Source organism: Vibrio sp. 1-2 (7-a) (assembly GCF_013048515.1).
GTDB classification, from domain to species: Bacteria; Pseudomonadota; Gammaproteobacteria; order Enterobacterales; family Vibrionaceae; genus Vibrio; species Vibrio diabolicus.
The window spans coordinates 255,840-273,773 of the sequence record NZ_VHSQ01000002.1 but is presented as its reverse complement, the minus strand read 5'-3'; the positions used below and the strand labels follow the sequence as shown (position 1 = coordinate 273,773).

Annotated in this window: 11 protein-coding genes and 1 tRNA gene; 8 read left to right on the top strand and 4 right to left on the bottom strand. The window is 42.5% G+C overall.

Annotated elements, in window-relative coordinates; all coding sequences use genetic code 11:
* Positions 1-31 precede the first annotated feature (31 nt).
* From FKN08_RS08845 to qatD, 5 genes are all read left to right on the top strand, one after another.
* Complete coding sequence (locus FKN08_RS08845) at positions 32-1,582, top strand: PAS domain-containing methyl-accepting chemotaxis protein (protein WP_170891879.1); 1,551 nt, start codon at positions 32-34, stop codon at positions 1,580-1,582.
* Positions 1,583-2,761: 1,179 nt separating this feature from the next.
* Positions 2,762-4,609 carry a P-loop NTPase fold protein gene (locus FKN08_RS08840; protein WP_170891877.1) on the top strand — a complete coding sequence of 616 codons (1,848 nt, stop codon included), beginning with the start codon at positions 2,762-2,764 and terminating at the stop codon, positions 4,607-4,609.
* A 1-nt stretch (position 4,610) separates the two neighbouring features.
* Positions 4,611-5,462 (top strand): Qat anti-phage system associated protein QatB, encoded by an 852-nt coding sequence (qatB, locus tag FKN08_RS23680; protein WP_212762663.1) that lies wholly within the window; start codon positions 4,611-4,613, stop codon positions 5,460-5,462.
* Positions 5,459-6,736 (top strand): Qat anti-phage system QueC-like protein QatC, encoded by a 1,278-nt coding sequence (gene qatC / locus FKN08_RS08830; RefSeq protein WP_069535513.1) that lies wholly within the window; start codon positions 5,459-5,461, stop codon positions 6,734-6,736. Before qatB ends, qatC begins: the two co-directional genes overlap by 4 nt.
* Positions 6,733-7,464: a Qat anti-phage system TatD family nuclease QatD gene (qatD, locus tag FKN08_RS08825; RefSeq protein WP_069535514.1), complete on the top strand. Its 732-nt coding sequence runs from the start codon at positions 6,733-6,735 to the stop codon at positions 7,462-7,464. The genes qatC and qatD overlap by 4 nt, the downstream gene beginning before the upstream one ends.
* Positions 7,465-10,019: 2,555 nt before the next feature.
* Here qatD and FKN08_RS08810 read toward each other — a convergent pair.
* Positions 10,020-10,110 (bottom strand) — tRNA-Ser (locus FKN08_RS08810).
* Positions 10,111-10,439: 329 nt separating this feature from the next.
* Here FKN08_RS08810 and FKN08_RS08805 point away from each other — a divergent pair.
* Positions 10,440-11,120 carry a MaoC family dehydratase gene (locus FKN08_RS08805; protein WP_054868278.1) on the top strand — a complete coding sequence of 227 codons (681 nt, stop codon included), beginning with the start codon at positions 10,440-10,442 and terminating at the stop codon, positions 11,118-11,120.
* Positions 11,121-11,179: 59 nt separating this feature from the next.
* Here the strand turns inward: FKN08_RS08805 and FKN08_RS08800 are convergent, their stop codons facing one another.
* On the bottom strand, positions 11,180-12,004 hold the full coding sequence (locus tag FKN08_RS08800) for a phosphate ABC transporter substrate-binding protein (RefSeq protein WP_005391035.1): 825 nt from the start codon (positions 12,002-12,004) through the stop codon (positions 11,180-11,182).
* 266 nt (positions 12,005-12,270) lie between these two features.
* On the opposite strand from FKN08_RS08800, the gene FKN08_RS08795 reads away from it, so the two are divergent.
* Positions 12,271-12,624 carry a DUF3024 domain-containing protein gene (locus tag FKN08_RS08795; protein WP_012842479.1) on the top strand — a complete coding sequence of 118 codons (354 nt, stop codon included), beginning with the start codon at positions 12,271-12,273 and terminating at the stop codon, positions 12,622-12,624.
* A 40-nt stretch (positions 12,625-12,664) separates the two neighbouring features.
* On the opposite strand, the gene FKN08_RS08790 is transcribed toward FKN08_RS08795, so the two are convergent.
* Positions 12,665-13,474, bottom strand: a complete 810-nt coding sequence (locus FKN08_RS08790; protein WP_170891875.1) for an AraC family transcriptional regulator — start codon at positions 13,472-13,474, stop codon at positions 12,665-12,667.
* Positions 13,475-13,546: 72 nt separating this feature from the next.
* Positions 13,547-15,550, bottom strand: a complete 2,004-nt coding sequence (rnb, locus tag FKN08_RS08785; RefSeq protein WP_170891873.1) for an exoribonuclease II — start codon at positions 15,548-15,550, stop codon at positions 13,547-13,549.
* A gap of 413 nt (positions 15,551-15,963) precedes the next feature.
* Between rnb and FKN08_RS08780 the strand changes: the two genes are divergently transcribed.
* The gene (locus tag FKN08_RS08780; RefSeq protein ID WP_047009310.1) at positions 15,964-17,898 is read left to right on the top strand and encodes a DEAD/DEAH box helicase; all 1,935 of its coding nucleotides are present in this window, start codon (positions 15,964-15,966) and stop codon (positions 17,896-17,898) included.
* Positions 17,899-17,934 lie beyond the last annotated feature (36 nt).

The following is a 17,934-nucleotide window of genomic DNA, read 5'->3' as shown; positions in this document are numbered from 1 at the left end:
ATTTAATTAATCAATGTAAGGACACATGTTTATGAGTGAAACGGAATATGATTACCCTTCGAGTTACAGCCTAGTTTCTATCACCGATACGTCCAGCTATATCAAATATGCCAGTGAAAACTTTAATGAAGTCGCGGGGTTTGATGATGGTGAACTTATCGGTAAGCCTCACAATGTTGTACGCCACCCCGACATGCCGAAACAGGCTTTTAAAGATTTATGGACGCACCTAAAAGCCGGAAAACACTGGATGGGAATGGTGAAAAACCGACGTAAAAACGGAGGGTATTATTGGGTTGATGCGTTTGCTTCTCCTATCAAATCCAATGGTGAAGTTGTTGAGTACCAATCGGTTCGATTTAAACCTGAGCGTATACACGTTCAACGAGCGGAAAAAGCGTATTCAAAACTTCGGAATAACGGTAAACCATTGCAAATGTATCTTCCCCGTACGCGTTTGTGGATGAGATCAGCCTTCTTTCTTTTCATTTCCAACCTTCTTGGCTTGCTAACTCTACAAATGAATCAATCACCAGCGGTGGCCTTTGGCATCGCTGCATTACTTTCCGTTTTCTCAATTTATGTATTAACAAGGCCAGTTGAAAAGCTTGCTAGACAGGCTAGGCAAGACTTCAACAATCCGCTAATGGAATATATTTATTGCGGAAAAATTAACGATCTGGCTGAAATTGAGCTGGGTATGAAGATGCGTAAGCAATTTGCAGATGCGCTATTAGGGCGAGTCGGGGTGTCTGTAAAAGACTCTTGCGAAGAAACGCGTGCAAGTGCCAACAGTGCTGCGACTAATAGCCAGCAAGTGACGGAAAACTTGAGTGCACAGAAAGTAGAGATCGACTCGGTCGCTACAGCGGTCAATGAGATGCAAGCCTCATCATCTGAGATATCAAATAATGCTCAAGCGACTGCTGATGCTACGCTAGAAGCGCAGAACACGATGACAGATAGCCGTAGCGTTATCGATAATGTTAACCACTCGGTGCTAGAGCTGGTGGGTGAGCTCGGCGAAATCTCTAAAGTTGTCATGCGTTTGAACCAACAAACCGAGCAAATAGGAACTGTTGTTGAAGTGATCAATGATATTGCTGAACAAACCAACTTATTAGCGTTGAATGCAGCAATTGAAGCGGCGAGGGCAGGCGAACAAGGAAGAGGGTTTGCAGTCGTTGCGGATGAAGTGAGAACCCTTGCTAAAAGAACACAGGAATCGACAACAGAAATTAAAGCGGCCATTGAGGGGATTCAAAAGGGCAGTAAATCAGCGGTTTCTGCGCTAGAGAAAGGCAATGACATGTCGACCGGAACGGTAACATTATTAGGCACGGCTTTAGAGAGCATCCAACAGCTGCAATCTCTCGTTCAGGATGTAGTCGAGCGAAATCAACAAATTGCGGTAGCGATAGAAGAACAGGTTTACGTAACGGATGAGATTAACGAAAACATCCAGTCGCTTAACTTAAAGTACAGTGAATCGTATGATCTGATGACAGAAACGAATCAGATGAACTCTAAAGTGCAAAGTTGTACCAATGACCTATCTGAAATGATTAAGAAGTTTGCTTAAACACTAGAAAATAGAAATAAAGAGCCCGCTAATTTTTAGCGGGCTCTTTATTGGAATGTGGTGAAGTTCTGGGGCCGTATACGACTAGGGGTTCGAACCTACGTCATTTTACAAGCACTAAAACGACGAAAGCTCGCAATAAATGCGAGCTTTCTAAATAAGTGGCGGGCTACATGGGACGATTATGGGAACTGGGAAATAGTATCTAACATTCAATAGCTTAATATGTTTTTTAGTTCGCTTAGAGTTGCTGTTAGCTATAAATAATCAATGGATTTTAGAGGAGACCAATATGCGAACACGCTATGATGCTAATGGCCAACTTACAATGTTTTTGATTAGTTCAATCTAGATGATGGGTGCCTACAAGGCAGATGAGTATCTAAGAAAGCTATGAATAGTTTAGTCATCAGTAGGATGACTAAACTTTATTTTTGTGGAAGTGATAAAGGCAAAGTTAAATGAGCTAGGTTCTCATCATAGAAAGTCATTAATGATTTGCTAAGGAATTTGTTAAGTTTTGTTATTCGAATCATATCATGATGCGAATATGTACTTTTTCGAATCATGAGGGCATTTAACACAGAGCTTAGCTGACTTATCTCTGCTTCAAGTGCTTTAATGAGTCCTATCATTAACAATGAGTCTAGTTGCACTAGACCTTACTTACCTTCTAGCTGAATAACAGATTGGAGTCGCGACCAACGAGAAGCCGTAAATATGCAGCTCTTAAATCAGGATATTCCTGATTAGCCTCTGAGAAGTTATTTAGAAACTGACGTGAATATTACTACCTTAAACCGAGAAACTATTGGGTAGTTGATCGGAGTTTCGTTCAACTCAATATTATTCTTTTGCAAGAAACAGCAACCACAAGTGGATCCCAAAATAAATCAGGAATGTTTACTTGATAAGGTTTTCCTTTTTTTTAGGAACGCATGTAAATATCCCTACCTTTAGCGGAGTTTATGCCTGTCATACCTTTATTTTTCAGATAATTAACCATTATGAAAGTTTGCTTTTAATAGCCTTTAACCTTTGGAACAGAGCATAGGGAGTCTCTCTGCGTACTCGTCAGTGCTAGATGGCTTTTGTATATCAGATAGATAGCGAGATATACATCAAGTAAAAGTCTCACCAATTGCTGTACAGTTAGTTGCTTATTTGTTGGGAGGGGGTATGTGGACAGACAACGAAGCAGAAAAAGATTACCTGAACTTTGACAGTGTCGCTAAAACAGTATCTGAAATTATTGTTCAAGCAGAGTCTAGACCAATTTCTATAGGTGTCTCTGGTGCTTGGGGGGTGGGTAAGTCCTCAATGATTAAGCTCATCGAGAATGATCTAAGAAGCAGGGATGATTCAGAAAGTAATAAGTATGTATTTGTTAAGTTCAATGCTTGGCTGTATCAAGGGTATGACGATGCCCGGGCTGCATTAATAGAAGTCGTTGCCTCGACTTTGGCATCTGAGGCAGAAAAGCGGGAAACATGCGTTGATAAAGTCAGATCTCTTGTGGAAAAGGTTAACTGGTTTCGCGCACTTAAGCTAACTGCTTCGTCAGCAGCTTCAATGGCATTAGGATTACCGCCCACAGGGGTAATTGCAGAAATGTATGGTGCCGTAAAACGTTTTACGGATGGCGATATTACTCAAACAGATATCGAGCACGCTGGATCCGTGGGTGGCAAAGTGTCAGAAGTTGCTTCAGGTTTAACTAAACAAGCACATAAGACTCCTCCCAAAGAAATTGAAGAGCTGCGAGCTGGGTTTGAGTCAGTGCTAGAAGAAATGGGAATCACTTTGGTGGTGTTAATCGACGACCTTGATCGGTGTTTGCCAGAGACAACTATTTCAACACTGGAGGCCATTCGGCTTCTCTTGTTTCTTGAAAAAACAGCGTTTGTTATCGCTGCAGATGACCAGATGATAAAACATGCGGTGAAAAAGCACTTTCAAGATGTGGAAGATGATTTGGTTACCAGTTATTTTGATAAATTAATCCAAGTCCCTATCCGAGTTCCACCTCTTGGAACTCAAGAAGTGCGCTCCTATATGATGTTGCTCTATATCCAAAATAGTACGCTTGAGACCGAACGTAAAGAAGTTTTGCGCCACGCTATATGCAAGCAGCTAAGTAAAAGTTGGCAGGGATGTCGGGTGGACCTGAGCTTCATTAGGGAAACGGATAGACACTTACCGGGGGATTTAAATACTCAATTGGGTACGGCAGATAGACTTGCGCCTTTGATGACCACTGCAACTGGTATCTCCGGTAATCCTCGGTTGATTAAACGGTTTCTGAATGCGTTGTCGATTCGTATGGCGATGTCGAAGGCCCAAGGGGTCGGTGTTGATGAGTCTGTATTAGCCAAAATTCTATTATTTGAACGATGTAGTAGCTCGATTGCGTATAGCGAACTCGTCAAGTCTGTGACTGAAAGTGAGAGCGGAAAATCAACGTTGATTGCCACCCTTGAGTCTCAGTTGGAGACGGGAGAACCGTTAGAGCTACCGAAGTCATGGGATCAGAAATTTACCACTGACTGGTTGATACTGCCTCCTCTACTGGGGGAGATCGACTTACGCGGTGCTCTTTATGTCAGCCGTGAGCACGCACCATTGATTCTGCCTGAAGACCAATTATCAATGCAAGCGGCGGACTTATTGCGAGCGATACTCGGTTTACCTGAAATGGCAAGTAGCTATAAACAACAGTTGGCCATGATACAGCGACATGAGGTAGCTGTAATGATGGACAAAGTTCTCGACAAAGCAAGGCAAGAACAAGAGTGGGGTACACCCGACATTCTCGACGCTTGTCTCGTGTTGGCTCAAATCGACTCTACACAAGGAGAAAAGGTAGCTGGCTTTTTGAAAGACCGTCCGGGTTCGCAGATTACACCCAGCCTCATACCCAAAATTTCAGATGAGCCTTGGTCACACCTAGTATTTGATTATTGGAGTGATGATGCAGAACTCAGTCCGCCAGTTCGAGCGGCAGTAAAAAAACTAATAGGAGCCTAACATGGGTACATCTCAATCAAGCAACGGGTCACCATCAGGTGTGCCAATGGTACCACCTTGGGTGCCTCAGCCGGATTCAGGTCAAGATACAACAGGTGGAGAAACTCCTAACGAGAACCCCCAACAAGAGCAAGATAGCCATCAGCCGAATCCACCTGTCGATGTCCCAGTGATAGCACCTCCGGGCCGATTTGGCCCTGCTCGATCTAAGCTAAACAAATTTGCTAGCGAGGGAGGAAGCGACCACTATCGTGGCGGACTCAAGCACTATATTAAACGAGGGTATGGCGGCAGCCAAAATGCAGTTAAAAGGATGTCGGGCTCAACGAGCAAAGCGGGAACTCTTTACTCAGCTTTACTTTCAGGATCTGACAACCCATTCAGCGGAACGGGGGAGCCCTTAGACCCGGTTTTGCTGAACGGCCGCTCTGCCGAAGAAGTAATGGACGCCATTGTAGAAGTAGTCAGCCCTGTTGATGGTACGCTAGACGCGGAGGCTAGTCGGGCATCGGTTAAAGAAGCGTTATCAGAGGTTCTCGATGAATCCCCGAACGCAGATCTGCTGATGTTGACTCAGGAACAAAGAGAAATGGCAATCATGCACTTTATGGCTGGAGATATATTTCGCCGTATCGATTTAGATTTGGGAAAAGATATTCGAGACAATGCGCCTAATGCTTCGATTGGAATGAAACGATTGAAAGAAGTCAAAGACTACGTAAAACAGACGATCTTTGCATCTTTTCGCCGCTTGAAGGCAAGCGGACAAGTGGTGTCGACTAGCACCGTAAAATCAATGGTAACCAATACCATCAAGGACACATTTGAGATATTTGAGGCATACGGATTATGAAGCTGAACTGCACAACGAAAACCTCGAGTTTCAGTACTGATAGCGATACTTTAAATGTCTTGCTCTATGGTCGGACAGAATCAACTCATTTTGCGACAGTTGGCGCCGCAATCATGGATGAGATCCGCCGAAGCCGACTAGTGCCTAGTGGTAAGGCGCTAGATTTGTTATCTATCGCCCTTTCAGTTATCTGTGCTGATTTGGCCGGGCATCGAAAAGCAAGTGCTGATGGTTGGACTCGCACCTTTGAATTGACCATAGCGGTTCAAGACAGTTCATTTTGGAATGAGCAAGCAGATACATTGGGACGACTATTAGCATTTTTGACAACTGACATATGGCAGTTTCGATTTGTAGATGAAGGCATATCACTCCCCTCTATTGAAAACTGCCAGCAACCAGATGAAGATTGTGTGTCACTTCTATCTGGCGGACTTGACAGTTTAGTTGGTAACATCGACCTAGTGGAGCAAGGCTATATTCCTTATGCCGTAACCCAAACAGTTCGAGGAGATGGTTACCAACAAACAACATTTGCAGAGTCGATAGGTAATGGATTGAGCCAGTTCAAGGTCAACCACAATGCGAGAGTTCCTAACCCCGAGACTCCGTCCTCACAACGGGCACGCTCCATTATTTTTCTTACATACGGTGTTTTGGTTGCAACCACATTGAAACGATACCAACAGGAGCATCGTGTACCTCTGTTTGTTTGTGAGAATGGATTTATCTCCATCAATCCCCCTTTGACCCCCATTCGTTTAGGAAGCCTTAGCACCCGAACGACACACCCCGTGGTCTTTTCTATATTCCAAGACATTCTTAATGCTGCTGGCCTAAGAGTTGATATAACTAACCCTTATCAGCACAAGACAAAAGGAGAAATGCTCCGAGATTGTCAAAACCAAGAAAAGTTAACGGAATTGGCGTCACAGACAACAAGCTGTGGCAGGTACTTGATCCATGGTCACCAACACTGCGGTCGTTGTGTGCCGTGTTTGGTTAGGCGGGCAGCATTTTTGGTTTGGAATAAAGACGATAGTACGACGTATAAATACACTAATCTTGGAATCAAAAATGATGAGCATGCTGGTTATGATGATGTACGGTCTGCACTGATGGCGATTCAAGAATGTCATAAATTAGGTACTAAGCGTTGGCTGAGTTCTGCATTGAGCTATCCTAGAATCCAGCAAAAAGACAAAATTGCGCACATGATTGAAAGAGGGCTTGAAGAAGTAGAAGCTCTATTGAATAGATATGGTGCTAAATGATCGATTTTCATTGCCACCTCGACCTATACTCAAACTGTCATGAAGTAGCAGAGGAAGTGCGTAAAAGAGGAATATACTTACTTTCGGTGACGACTACGCCCAGTGCATTTGACGGAACCCGTCAGCTGGAAGGTGATGGTACTCGAATACGTACCGCTCTTGGGCTACACCCTCAGTTGGCACACGAGCGGATTAGTGAGCTAGGACTGTTTGAGGAGTTAGTCAATGAAACGAAGTATATCGGAGAAATAGGTCTTGATGGCTCAAAAGAGTTTCGTTCTTATTTCGAACCGCAACATATAGTATTGGATAAAATACTAGAGAGCTGTACTCGCTCTGGAGGAAAAATACTCTCTGTTCACAGCCGAGGAGCTGCTTCTGAGGTCTTATCTAAACTACGGTACTACGCGGATGCTGGTATACCCGTCTTGCATTGGTTTACTGGGACGAAAAGCCAGCTCCAAACAGCCATCGATTTAGGATGTTGGTTCAGCATAGGTCCTGCAATGCTCATGTCAAAGCGATCTGTTGAACTAGTTACGATGATTCCAAAGAATCGTATTCTAACTGAAACCGATGGCCCTTTTGCTCGTCTACACCGAAGTGCTTTAATGCCTTGGGATGTTGAGGTAGTTGAAGATCAATTAGCAAAACTTTGGGAAAAGGATACTGCAACGACAAAGGCTCGACTCTATGACAACTTGAGAACCCTTGTTCAGTCTATTTGAGGGAAAGAAATCTGATTATGGTGGATGAGTAAATTTAGCCACTAGATTAGAGGTTTTACACGGCAAATGTAACTTCCGTTGCACTTGCCGTAATACGACTGTTACTCCGAAAAAGGCCGATTTAGAGCAACGGTACCGACATTCAGTTGATGGTACTTGAACTCATATGAGTGTCAGCTATCTCCAAGTCCCCAAATGTCTTTGACTTCTAACGTGTCGTACGCACATACTTGAATAAGATAAAAGCAAATCGAATATATCTTGCCAAAGATGTCTACCTCAAAATGAAAAAAGCAGCTTACTGAGCTAAGCTCATCTATTACTATATACGCCCTTTTTTGACAACTTTCTGGTCCGCCTTATGAAATAAATAGGCCAGATGTTACCTGCCCTTAGCCTTTGATTTTAATGGTTAAATTTTAATTTAAATATATTTAAGTTACGTAGCATTATATATCTATAGGATTGATTATTAATAACATTCCCATAATAAATCTCAAGTTAAATAACTAAAGTCAAGAATAGTTATAATATTTTGTCATATAATATTTTTTATTGGTTTTATTTGGGAATAAAACATAAAGCTAACAAATTGTAACTATTGGCTTTTGTCATAATGCCACATTATTTAAATTAAATCATGGAGTTATAATGCTACTCTTCTAAATTTAAAACTTGATTATATCCATGTTGATTATTAGATTTAATATTAATTAACATATATACGATAAAGAAAATATAAATTGTTTGTGTTATTTGAATTTATCAATGGTAATAGGTTCCTACAATCATCATTATATAGGTGTGATAATGAATTTAATTGAATATGAAAATGAACAACTAAAAATACAAGTCTACTTGACGTCAAATATCAATAAATGTTTAAAAAAGTTAATCGAGTCAATACCCGACAATGAATTAGAGAAAATTATTTAAATAGTTTTCTATCTATTCCCGTATTCCAATTATTTTTGGAGGTTATTATGAAGGTTGCTGCGTATGTAAGAGTCTCTTCTTACAATCAAAAACAAACTGGTGATTCTATTAGTGGTCAAAAAGAGTACATAAAAAACTGGGCCAATTTGACAGGGAACGAAATAATCAAATGGTATATTGATGAAAGTGCGAGCGCTTTCAGAGATTTGAGGCGATATAATTTTAATTTAATGCTACAAGATATTAAAAACCCAAACTCTGAAATAGAAGCAATTGTTGTATATAGTCTTTCAAGATTTTCTCGAAATCTAGTAAATCAGCTTACTGCTCAGAACTTGTTAGAAACATATAATGTCAGATTAATCTCAGCCAGTGAGGGAATCCCTGATGATCACAACACCGCTAGATTACACACATCTTTTTTAGGCATCTTGAATGAACACTATAGCCGTCAAAATTCGGCTGTAGTCACTGATAGACTTCAAGATACTGCTAGGAAAGGCTACTTTTGCGGTGGCCCCATTCCTCTTGGGTATATATCTGTTGAAATTGAAGGAGATACGTCGAAGAAAAGAAAAGTTTTAGCAGTGAATGATGATGAAGCTCCTATAGTAAAAGAAATATTTTCTCTGGCCGAAAAAGGGATAGATGGAAAACCTATGGGAGTTAAAGCAATATCTATCTATATGAATAATAAAGGGGCTCTCAATAGAGGGAAACAATGGAATCGTAATTCCATTGACAGAGTTTTAACAAGGAGAGACTATTTCGGTGAGCATATTCATGGAAAAAATCGAGACCCCAGAAAAGGGCTTGAACCAATAATTGTAAATGTTCCTGCCATTATTAGCAAAGAGCAATTTTTTAACGTTCAGGACGGGTTAGAATATCGAGGACTTAAAAATAACAAAAATAAATGTTACCGATCTGAATCATTATTGGTGGGAATACTTAAATGTAGTATTTGCAATTCAAATATGCTAGTGGTAACAGGTAAAGGTGGAAAATATAAATATTATGAATGTAGTAGAAAAATCAGGCAGGATGTAAAAAGCTGCTCTTCAAAAATGCTGCCTAAACCGCTAATAGATAATGCTGTCAGGAGGTTATTGTCTGATCGTGTGATCACTGAGGAAAACATAAATTATATTTATAAGGATTTAAAATCTAGGATTCGTACTTTAGTTGAAAAATCAGCCAGAAATGTCGCTTCTATTAATAGAAGAATAAATAATAATAACTTTAAAGTTAATAATATCATCGAGAAAATTGCTAGTAGACAGTTAGAGCCTAACACTCAAATCAATCAATACATAACAGATAAGCGCAATGAACTTGAAAGCCTTGATAGAGAGTTAGTAACAGCTCTTAAAGGCACAAAATTACCGATAAAGCAGTTTGGGCAAACGCAGGTAGCTCAACTGGTAAAAAACTTGAAAGAGATTGTTTTAACGGGTGATGAAGCGCGAGTTAAACAGATCCTTTTGATTTTACTAAAGGAGGTTGAAATTACACCTCAAAAAAAAATCTCAATACTAGGGTTTAATATGACATTAGTGTTTCTTGCATCGCACGCAAAAACGGGAACCGATTTCTCGGTTCCCGTAATCGACACTATATGGCGGAGAGATAGGGATTTGAACCCTAGATACGCTATTAACGTATGCCGGTTTTCAAGACCGGTGCTTTCAACCACTCAGCCATCTCTCCGTTGCGGAACGTATAATAGGGAGCATAGTCCGACTTGTAAAGTGCTGAATTATAATAGAAGTACTGTTTGCTCGTTTTATAGTCGCTGATGTGATGTTAAACAGTTTGAAAATGGGGTGAAAAAGAGACAAATAGTAGCAATTTATAGAGTTTTTACTTTATCTTGGCGCAAGTCAATAAAATGGTGTTTTATTGTTATCTTTATGATATTTAAGAAATAACTTTCTTTTAGGGTACAGGTGTTCGCCCGAAAGTATTTGCAAGACTTTGTGAACTAATTCAAAATTAACTGGTATAGCCAGTTGTGCTTAAATTTTTTAAGGGTGTTTATGAAGGTCACAAATCTATTTAAAGACAAAGTTGATGCGATTTCTGCTCATCAATCCGAGTTTATGAATTGGATGTCTCCAACGTTACGCGATTATTGGAGTGACTTTTTGGGAAAAGCTCAGAATAGCTTTCTTTTCTCGAAAGTTCGTGATCACCAACAGCCAGCTGTTAACGAAGAGGTTGCGCCTCAACCTGCACCAATCGTAATGGCACCTGAGGCTCAAAAGCTGTATGACGAGTTAAGTGAAAAAATTGGTGAAGTGATTCACACTGGTGACTGGGTGCATGTATCTCAAGAACGTATCAATCAATTTGGTGCGGTAACGGAAGACATGCAGTGGATTCACACAGATCCAGAACGTGCGTCAGTTGAATCTCCATTTAAGACAACCATCGCTCATGGCTTTTTAACATTAGCATTGTTGCCTAAATTGACTGACTCAGTGGACCCTGATAAGCCAATGTTCCCAACAGCCAAAATGGTCGTTAACTTAGGCTTAAACCAAGTTCGTTTCCCTTACCCTGTTAAAGCAGGAAACAACGTTCGTGCTGTCAGCAAGTTAACAAAAGTAACGCCGATCAAAAAAGGTTTGGAGATTGAGCGTGAAATTAAAGTGGAAATCGAAGGTATTCGTCGACCTGGTGCTGTTGTCGTTTCTGTTATTCAACTGCATTTCTAATTCCAGAGCCAGATAGAAAACATATAAAAAGAGAGCATTAATATGCTCTCTTTTTGGTTTTATTGATTAAAGCTTTTTACTGGAGTGTAACCGTAATCAGCAATCGCTTTTTGTCCTTGTTCTGAGCGAAGGAAGGTGACGAACCCTTTACCTGGTTCGCTAATCTTATTGACTTTGTAGAGTACTAGGAATGGCCGCGCCAATTTATACTTGTGATTGCTAATGTTTGCCGAAGTTGGGTCAATACCATCTAATTGAATCGCTTTTATTGAGCGATCTACTGATCCCACAGAAATAAACCCAATTGCACGAGTATTATGGTTCACGATGGTTTTTACCATGCTGTTGCTATTTACAACCAAGTTGTTCGGGCTGATATCTGAGACGAGGCGATCATTTACGATTTTGGTTAGTCCTAGCAGACTTTCAAAACTGTAGCGTGAGCCTGAAGACGCCTCTCTAGTGACAACAGCGATAGGTTGATCTGCACCACCAACCTCTTTCCAATTCTTGATTTTACCTTTGTAGATATCAAACAGTTGTTGTTGAGAAAGGTTTTTTACAGAGTTTGTACGGTTTACAACAACAGCTAGGCCATCATAAGCGATAGGATATACGTTGAGATCTTCACCTTTTTCGCTTTCTGTCAGATAGCGAGAGCTCATCCCAATCTCGGCTACGCCTTTATTAACCATTGTAATACCCGCACTAGAACCAATACCTTGAACTGCAATGTAATCGTCCGGGTGTGTTTTGTTGTATTCCTCTGCAAGTACATCCATTACGCGAGCAACCGAGGTTGACCCAGAGATATTAATTTCTTTTGCAATGGCGGGGAGGGAGACTGCTATGGCCAATAACGTCGCCACAGTAAAACGTAACATATTAAACTCCATATACGGTATAAAGCAGCGTTTATGATATTGCGTACAGGTTACACTTTTGTGAACTGTCAGGTCTAAACAAGGGAATTCTTTCTAACGAAGAGGTGATGTAGGTAGCGTTTCCAAGCAAAGTGAGATGGTAATCTGAGTAAATGAGAATATAGCCACCTTTTGTTTGAGGTAGGCAGATAATCACCATCGATGGTGGTGTAAAGGTTATATACTAGGATCGACAGCTCTAACTATCATCCATCGGGAGAACGTTGATGTCAGTGTCCCAAATGGCGACAAGTCGTTTATACAAATCAGTTCAATCGCTCTGCTCTGCGCGTAATGCTAACCTGCCTGTCGAGCAGGGTAAGTGCCTATATGAGCCAGTGGAGAATGGTGTCGAGCTTCATAGAGCGCATTTTCTTCTTGATTCACAGCACAGCGAATATACCTCTCCCGTCGCGAAGATCGTGTTTGATGAGGGCAATCAGCTTTGGTATTTCTACGTCCCAACGTATCGCAACGAATTATTAAGGTGGATACCTTATAAGCCACTTCCATACAGCCAAACGCTTGAAGAACTACTCACCGAATTGGAAAGCGATCCTCAAGCGTGTTTTTGGGAATAGGGAACGCTCCAATTCTAACAGCTGCCAATGTCGCCATAATTTATGCTTTGGATTTAACGACTTGGTTTCTAAAGTCTTTCGGTGTCATGTTGTAAACCGATTTAAATGCGGTACTGAAATGCGCAGCACTTTTAAATCCGGATTCAAACGCTATTTCTGTTATAGATTTTTCTGACATGCGCAGCTGGGTTGCGGCGAAGTTGATCCGCTTCACTTTTAATATCTGTGAAAATGAAAGCTCCTCTGCGGCGAGGCGGCGTTTTAAGGTCGCGATAGACATGCTCATATGAGCCGCTAAGCCTTCCAGAGTGATATCTTTCTCGATATTGTTCTCAATATACTTGATGGCCTTTTGAGAGTCGCTTAGGCTGCTTGCATCATCTATGATTGATAGGATGTTTGGCTCTACCTCCACCATTAACGACAGCAGTGCCATTGCGATATGACCTTGTGTGTAGTCTGGAGCATTGCGACTCGCTAAGTTGACCAATGTGTCTTTTAGTTGTGCTACTTCGCTGCTGGCTTGCGCTGAAAAAGGATAGAAGCGCCTTTCTTCCGTCTTGGAGCGTAGCATTGGGTGGGCTTTTTTAAAGTCACAGAATAGATTTGGGTTGAAGACTAGAGCCAGTGCTTTAAAGCCATTTTCACTAGGGATGGCTTCTGCGCTGCTCAAATCAGCAGAGTTGTAGAGAGTAAAATCTCCTGCTTTAAGTTCAAACTGTTCACCATTTGGTTGATGAACTAATAGGGCACCTTCTTCAACAACATATAAGCCATTATGTGTTGCGGTGTAACGCTCACTTTTGCGCGCAGTGAAGTGATTAAAGCGAATGATCTCAATGTTCGGCATATTCGTTCTTATCATTTTTACATAACAAATAAAAAAGGCGCTCAATAGAGCGCCTTTTAACTTCATTCGGTATTATTCACTTACAGTCTGTTCTGCTTGTGCTGCTGGTTGTTCAGCAAATACCTGGGTTGGCTTTGCAACTAAACTTCGGTTCTCTTGGTTTACGTCCGCAAGGACAATTTCCAATGTATCACCAAGTTTGTATACGACCTCTTTATCGATAGAGATGGTACCGTTGTCGCCATTGCACTCAATTCTTTCTTTATTATCAAGAATTAGTGCACCAGGAATAAAGGCTGCTGCGCCATTTTCGAGAAGTCGGACACGTGCACCAGCACGATTAATATCGAAAATCTCACCTGTGAAACAAGTTTTCTTGTTCGGCTCATCAGCAAGCGTACGTGCATATAACCAATCTGAGACATTTCGCTCAGCAATTTTATGATGTTTACGGTGCAGAGCTAGTTCTTCACCGACTTGATCATCAGGTTTTTGCACTGGCTCTTTGCCTAGGATGACGGCCTTCAACATGCGATGGTTGATCATATCGCCGTACTTACGAATTGGTGATGTCCAAGTCGCATAGATATCCAGCCCCATAGCGTAATGAGGAAGAGGCTGATTACCTACTTCACTGTAGGCTTGGAACTTACGAATACGATTATCAAGGTAAGAGGTTTCTTGCGCAGCCAACCAACGACGCAATGCAGCAAAGCCTTCTAGAGTGGTAATTGACTCTGCTGTGAATTCCAGTTCACCTTCTGGATTGACAAGTTGAACCACTTCTTCAATCTTCTCAGTCTTAATGCCAGCGTGAGTATTGAAAACACCTGTTTCAAATTTATCGCGCAGTGTACGACCAGCACAGATGTTTGCGGTAATCATTGACTCTTCAACCAAGCGATTTGCACTGCGGCGCATATCTGCATGGATAGCAACCACATCGTTGTCTTCACTCAGCTCAAAACGGTAGTCAGGGCGGTCTGGGAAGACCACTGCGTTTTTCTCACGCCATTCTGCGCGAGCAAGGGAAAAGTCGTAAAGGTCACGAACGATCGTCGCGATCTCTTCAGATGGTTGCCATGCTTCTGAGCTGCCGTTTTCTAGCCAATCAGACACATGATCGTATGCTAGGCGTGCGTGTGACTTGATGTTTGCTGCAAAGAACTTGATATCGTCGCCAATTACGCCGTCTTTATTTACGGTTACGGTACAGCAAATAGCAGGGCGGATTTCGCCTTCAATCAGAGAGCATAGGTTGTCTGCTAGATCGCGAGGCAGCATTGGAATATTGCGGCCCGGAAGATAAATAGTATAGCCACGCTCACGTGCTACTTTATCCATTTCATCTTCTGGTGTGATGTAGGCGGTTGGATCTGCGATAGCGATAGTCAGTTCGAAATCGCCAGATTCGGTTTTCTTCGCGTACAGCGCATCGTCCATATCTTTGGTTGATTCACCATCGATAGTCACGAAAGGAACGTGTGTCATGTCTACGCGTTCTAGATCGGCGTCGTCTTTTAGTTCCCAGTTCTCGATGCCTGCTGGCTCAGAGTTTGGTAGATCGTTTTGAGCAAGCGTTACCCACCAAGGTGCAATTTTGTCGTTCGCATCTGTGATTTTTTCAGAAATTTCTACGAAGAAAGAGTTATCGCCTTTTAGAGGGTGGCGAATAAGATGTGCGACAACCCAATCTCCCTCAGCGAACTCGTCAGGTTTTAGACCTTTCTTTAGTTTCGCTTTAAGAGAAAGCTTTTTAAGCTGTGGGTGATCAGGTGCTACGTTTAGCTTGCCTTTGAACATTTTGACTCGACCAATAAAGCGAGTCACGGATTGTTCTAACAGCTCTTGTGGCTCTGCAACTTCGCGTTCATTTTCTGTGCGGATAATGGCGACGACTTTGTCACCGTGCATGCACTTTTTCATGTACGCAGGTGGGATGAAGAAGCTAGTCTTGCTGTCCACTTCCAAAAAGCCAAAGCCTTTATCTGTGGCTTTTATTGAGCCTTCTTTTTTCGGCAGGTTTTCTTGGATTTGCTGCTTAAGCTGAGCGAGTAGTGGGTTATCTTGAAACATCTTTTCTTAAATTACCTATGGAGTTGGGCACACTATAATCATTGCGAGCTATTATTACTACCTGTGGAGCGCAATTTCGCCGTGAATTTTGCTGATCGAATTGCAGGAAATCGGCTTAAATATTGATGAAAAACTCATCTGCGAGCTGCGCAAATCTACGGGGAATGGTGGGGCTGGTGGAAAAATATGCTAAAAATGCCATTATTGAGAATAAATTGTGATGTAATTCAATTTTTTCTGGATTTTTTTATGCTTTTAAGGAATAATCCGCCTCCCTTAGTCGTCCCTAATGGCTTATCGCGGTTGTGTACTGTGCTGTGTTCCTGTCTGAATGGAATCAGTAACTGGATGAATCAGTATCGAATTGGAAGAGCATATGGGACTGTTTTTTTGTTTAATTAAGTAGGATCCCAATGCAAGATTCTGTTATTCAATTCAGCGATTTATCTCTGAATGATTCTATCCTTTCTGCTCTAGACGGAATGGGTTTCGTGTCACCAACTCCAATTCAGGCTGCGGCAATCCCACACCTGTTGGAAGGTGCTGACGCGCTGGGTAAAGCTCAAACAGGTACAGGTAAAACGGCAGCGTTCTCTCTGCCTCTTCTAAATAAGATCGATCTCAACCAACGTAAACCACAAGCTATCGTTCTTGCGCCAACGCGTGAGTTAGCGATTCAGGTTGCGGCTGAAATGAAAAACCTTGGTAAGAACATCAAGGGTCTTAAAGTTTTAGAGATTTACGGTGGTGCTTCTATCGTAGATCAGATGCGTGCTCTTAAGAGTGGTGCACAAGTTATTGTTGGTACTCCAGGTCGTGTACAAGACCTTATCAACCGTGAACGTCTACACCTAGATGAAGTAAACACGTTTGTACTAGACGAAGCTGACGAAATGCTAAACATGGGTTTCGTTGATGACGTTACTGCGATCATGGAACATGCACCAGAGTCTGCTCAACGCGTTCTATTCTCTGCAACAATGCCTCCGATGCTTAAGAAAATCGTTGAGCGTTTCCTACGTGAGCCTGTAATGGTTGACGTTGCTGGTAAGAACCACACTGTAGACAAAGTTCAACAGCAGTTCTGGGTAGTGAAGGGTGTAGAGAAAGATGAAGCGATGTCTCGTCTTCTTGAAACGGAAGAAACTGATGCGTCAATCGTCTTCGTACGTACTCGTCAAGACACTGAGCGTCTAGCTGATTGGCTATCTGCACGTGGCTTTAAAGCGGCAGCTCTGCACGGTGACATTCCTCAGTCTCTACGTGAGCGTACTGTTGATCACATCAAACAAGGTGTTATCGACATCCTAGTTGCAACTGACGTTGTTGCACGTGGTCTTGATGTTCCACGTATTACGCACGTATTCAACTACGACATTCCATTCGATGTTGAGTCTTACATCCACCGTATCGGTCGTACTGGCCGTGCTGGACGTAAAGGTAAAGCGATCCTTCTTGTTCGCACTAACCAAATCCGTATGCTTCGCACTATCGAGCGCGTAACTAAGTCATCTATGGAAGAGATTCAACTTCCTCTACGTGACCAAGTTGCTGAAGCTCGTCTAGCTAAGCTAGGCGCTGAGCTTGAAGCAGAGAAAGAGCACAAAGCTCTAGACAAATTTGCTGAGCTAGTAGAGAAACTACAAACTTCTCTAGAAATCGACCCAGCAACGCTTGCTGCTATGCTTCTTAAGCGTCAGCAAGGTAAACGTCCTCTGTTCTACATTGGCGAAGACCCAATGGTTGAAGCGATTGAGCGCGATAAGCAACGTCGCAAAGAGCGCCGTGAAGGTGGTCGTGACGGCGGTCGTAACTTCAACAACCAAGATTGGGATACTTACCAGCTTCAAGTTGGTCGCGAGCAAGGTGTTCAAGTTAAAGACATCGTTGGTGCTCTAGCGAACGAACTAGGTCTAGGTAAAGGCTCTATCGGTGCGATCAAGCTAGCACAAGGCCACACATTCGTTCAGCTACCAAAAGCAATGACTTCTGAAGCTGCGGGCAAGCTAAGCAAACTACGCATCCGTCAACAAGATGTTGGTGCTGTAGTATGTGACTTCGATGACTTCCGAGAGTCTCGTGGTGGTCGCCGTGACGGTGGTCGTCGCGATGGCGGTCGTCGTGATGGCGGCGGTTACCGTGGCAACCGCGAAGGCGGCAACCGTGGTGGTGATCGTCGTGAAGGCGGTCGTCGCGAAGGTGGCTTCCGTGGTAACCGTGACGGCAACCGCGATGGTAACCGTGAGGGTGGCGAACGTCGCTTCGATCGTAACCGTGGTGGTGATCACCGTGGTAACCACCGTGGTGAGCGTGGTCACGGCCGTGGTCGTCGCACTCAAGAAGCATAATCACGAATCAGTGATTAGAGCAATTGATTAAATTGC

Bases quoted from the DNA above. Each gene is read 5' to 3' on its own strand.
- FKN08_RS08845 (WP_170891879.1), top strand. From the start codon at position 32: ATGAGTGAAACGGAATATGATTACCCTTCGAGTTACAGCCTAGTTTCT.
- FKN08_RS08840 (WP_170891877.1), top strand. From the start codon at position 2,762: ATGTGGACAGACAACGAAGCAGAAAAAGATTACCTGAACTTTGACAGT.
- qatB (WP_212762663.1), top strand. From the start codon at position 4,611: ATGGGTACATCTCAATCAAGCAACGGGTCACCATCAGGTGTGCCAATG.
- qatC (WP_069535513.1), top strand. From the start codon at position 5,459: ATGAAGCTGAACTGCACAACGAAAACCTCGAGTTTCAGTACTGATAGC.
- qatD (WP_069535514.1), top strand. From the start codon at position 6,733: ATGATCGATTTTCATTGCCACCTCGACCTATACTCAAACTGTCATGAA.
- FKN08_RS08805 (WP_054868278.1), top strand. From the start codon at position 10,440: ATGAAGGTCACAAATCTATTTAAAGACAAAGTTGATGCGATTTCTGCT.
- FKN08_RS08800 (WP_005391035.1), bottom strand. From the start codon at position 12,004: ATGTTACGTTTTACTGTGGCGACGTTATTGGCCATAGCAGTCTCCCTC.
- FKN08_RS08795 (WP_012842479.1), top strand. From the start codon at position 12,271: ATGTCAGTGTCCCAAATGGCGACAAGTCGTTTATACAAATCAGTTCAA.
- FKN08_RS08790 (WP_170891875.1), bottom strand. From the start codon at position 13,474: ATGCCGAACATTGAGATCATTCGCTTTAATCACTTCACTGCGCGCAAA.
- rnb (WP_170891873.1), bottom strand. From the start codon at position 15,550: ATGTTTCAAGATAACCCACTACTCGCTCAGCTTAAGCAGCAAATCCAA.
- FKN08_RS08780 (WP_047009310.1), top strand. From the start codon at position 15,964: ATGCAAGATTCTGTTATTCAATTCAGCGATTTATCTCTGAATGATTCT.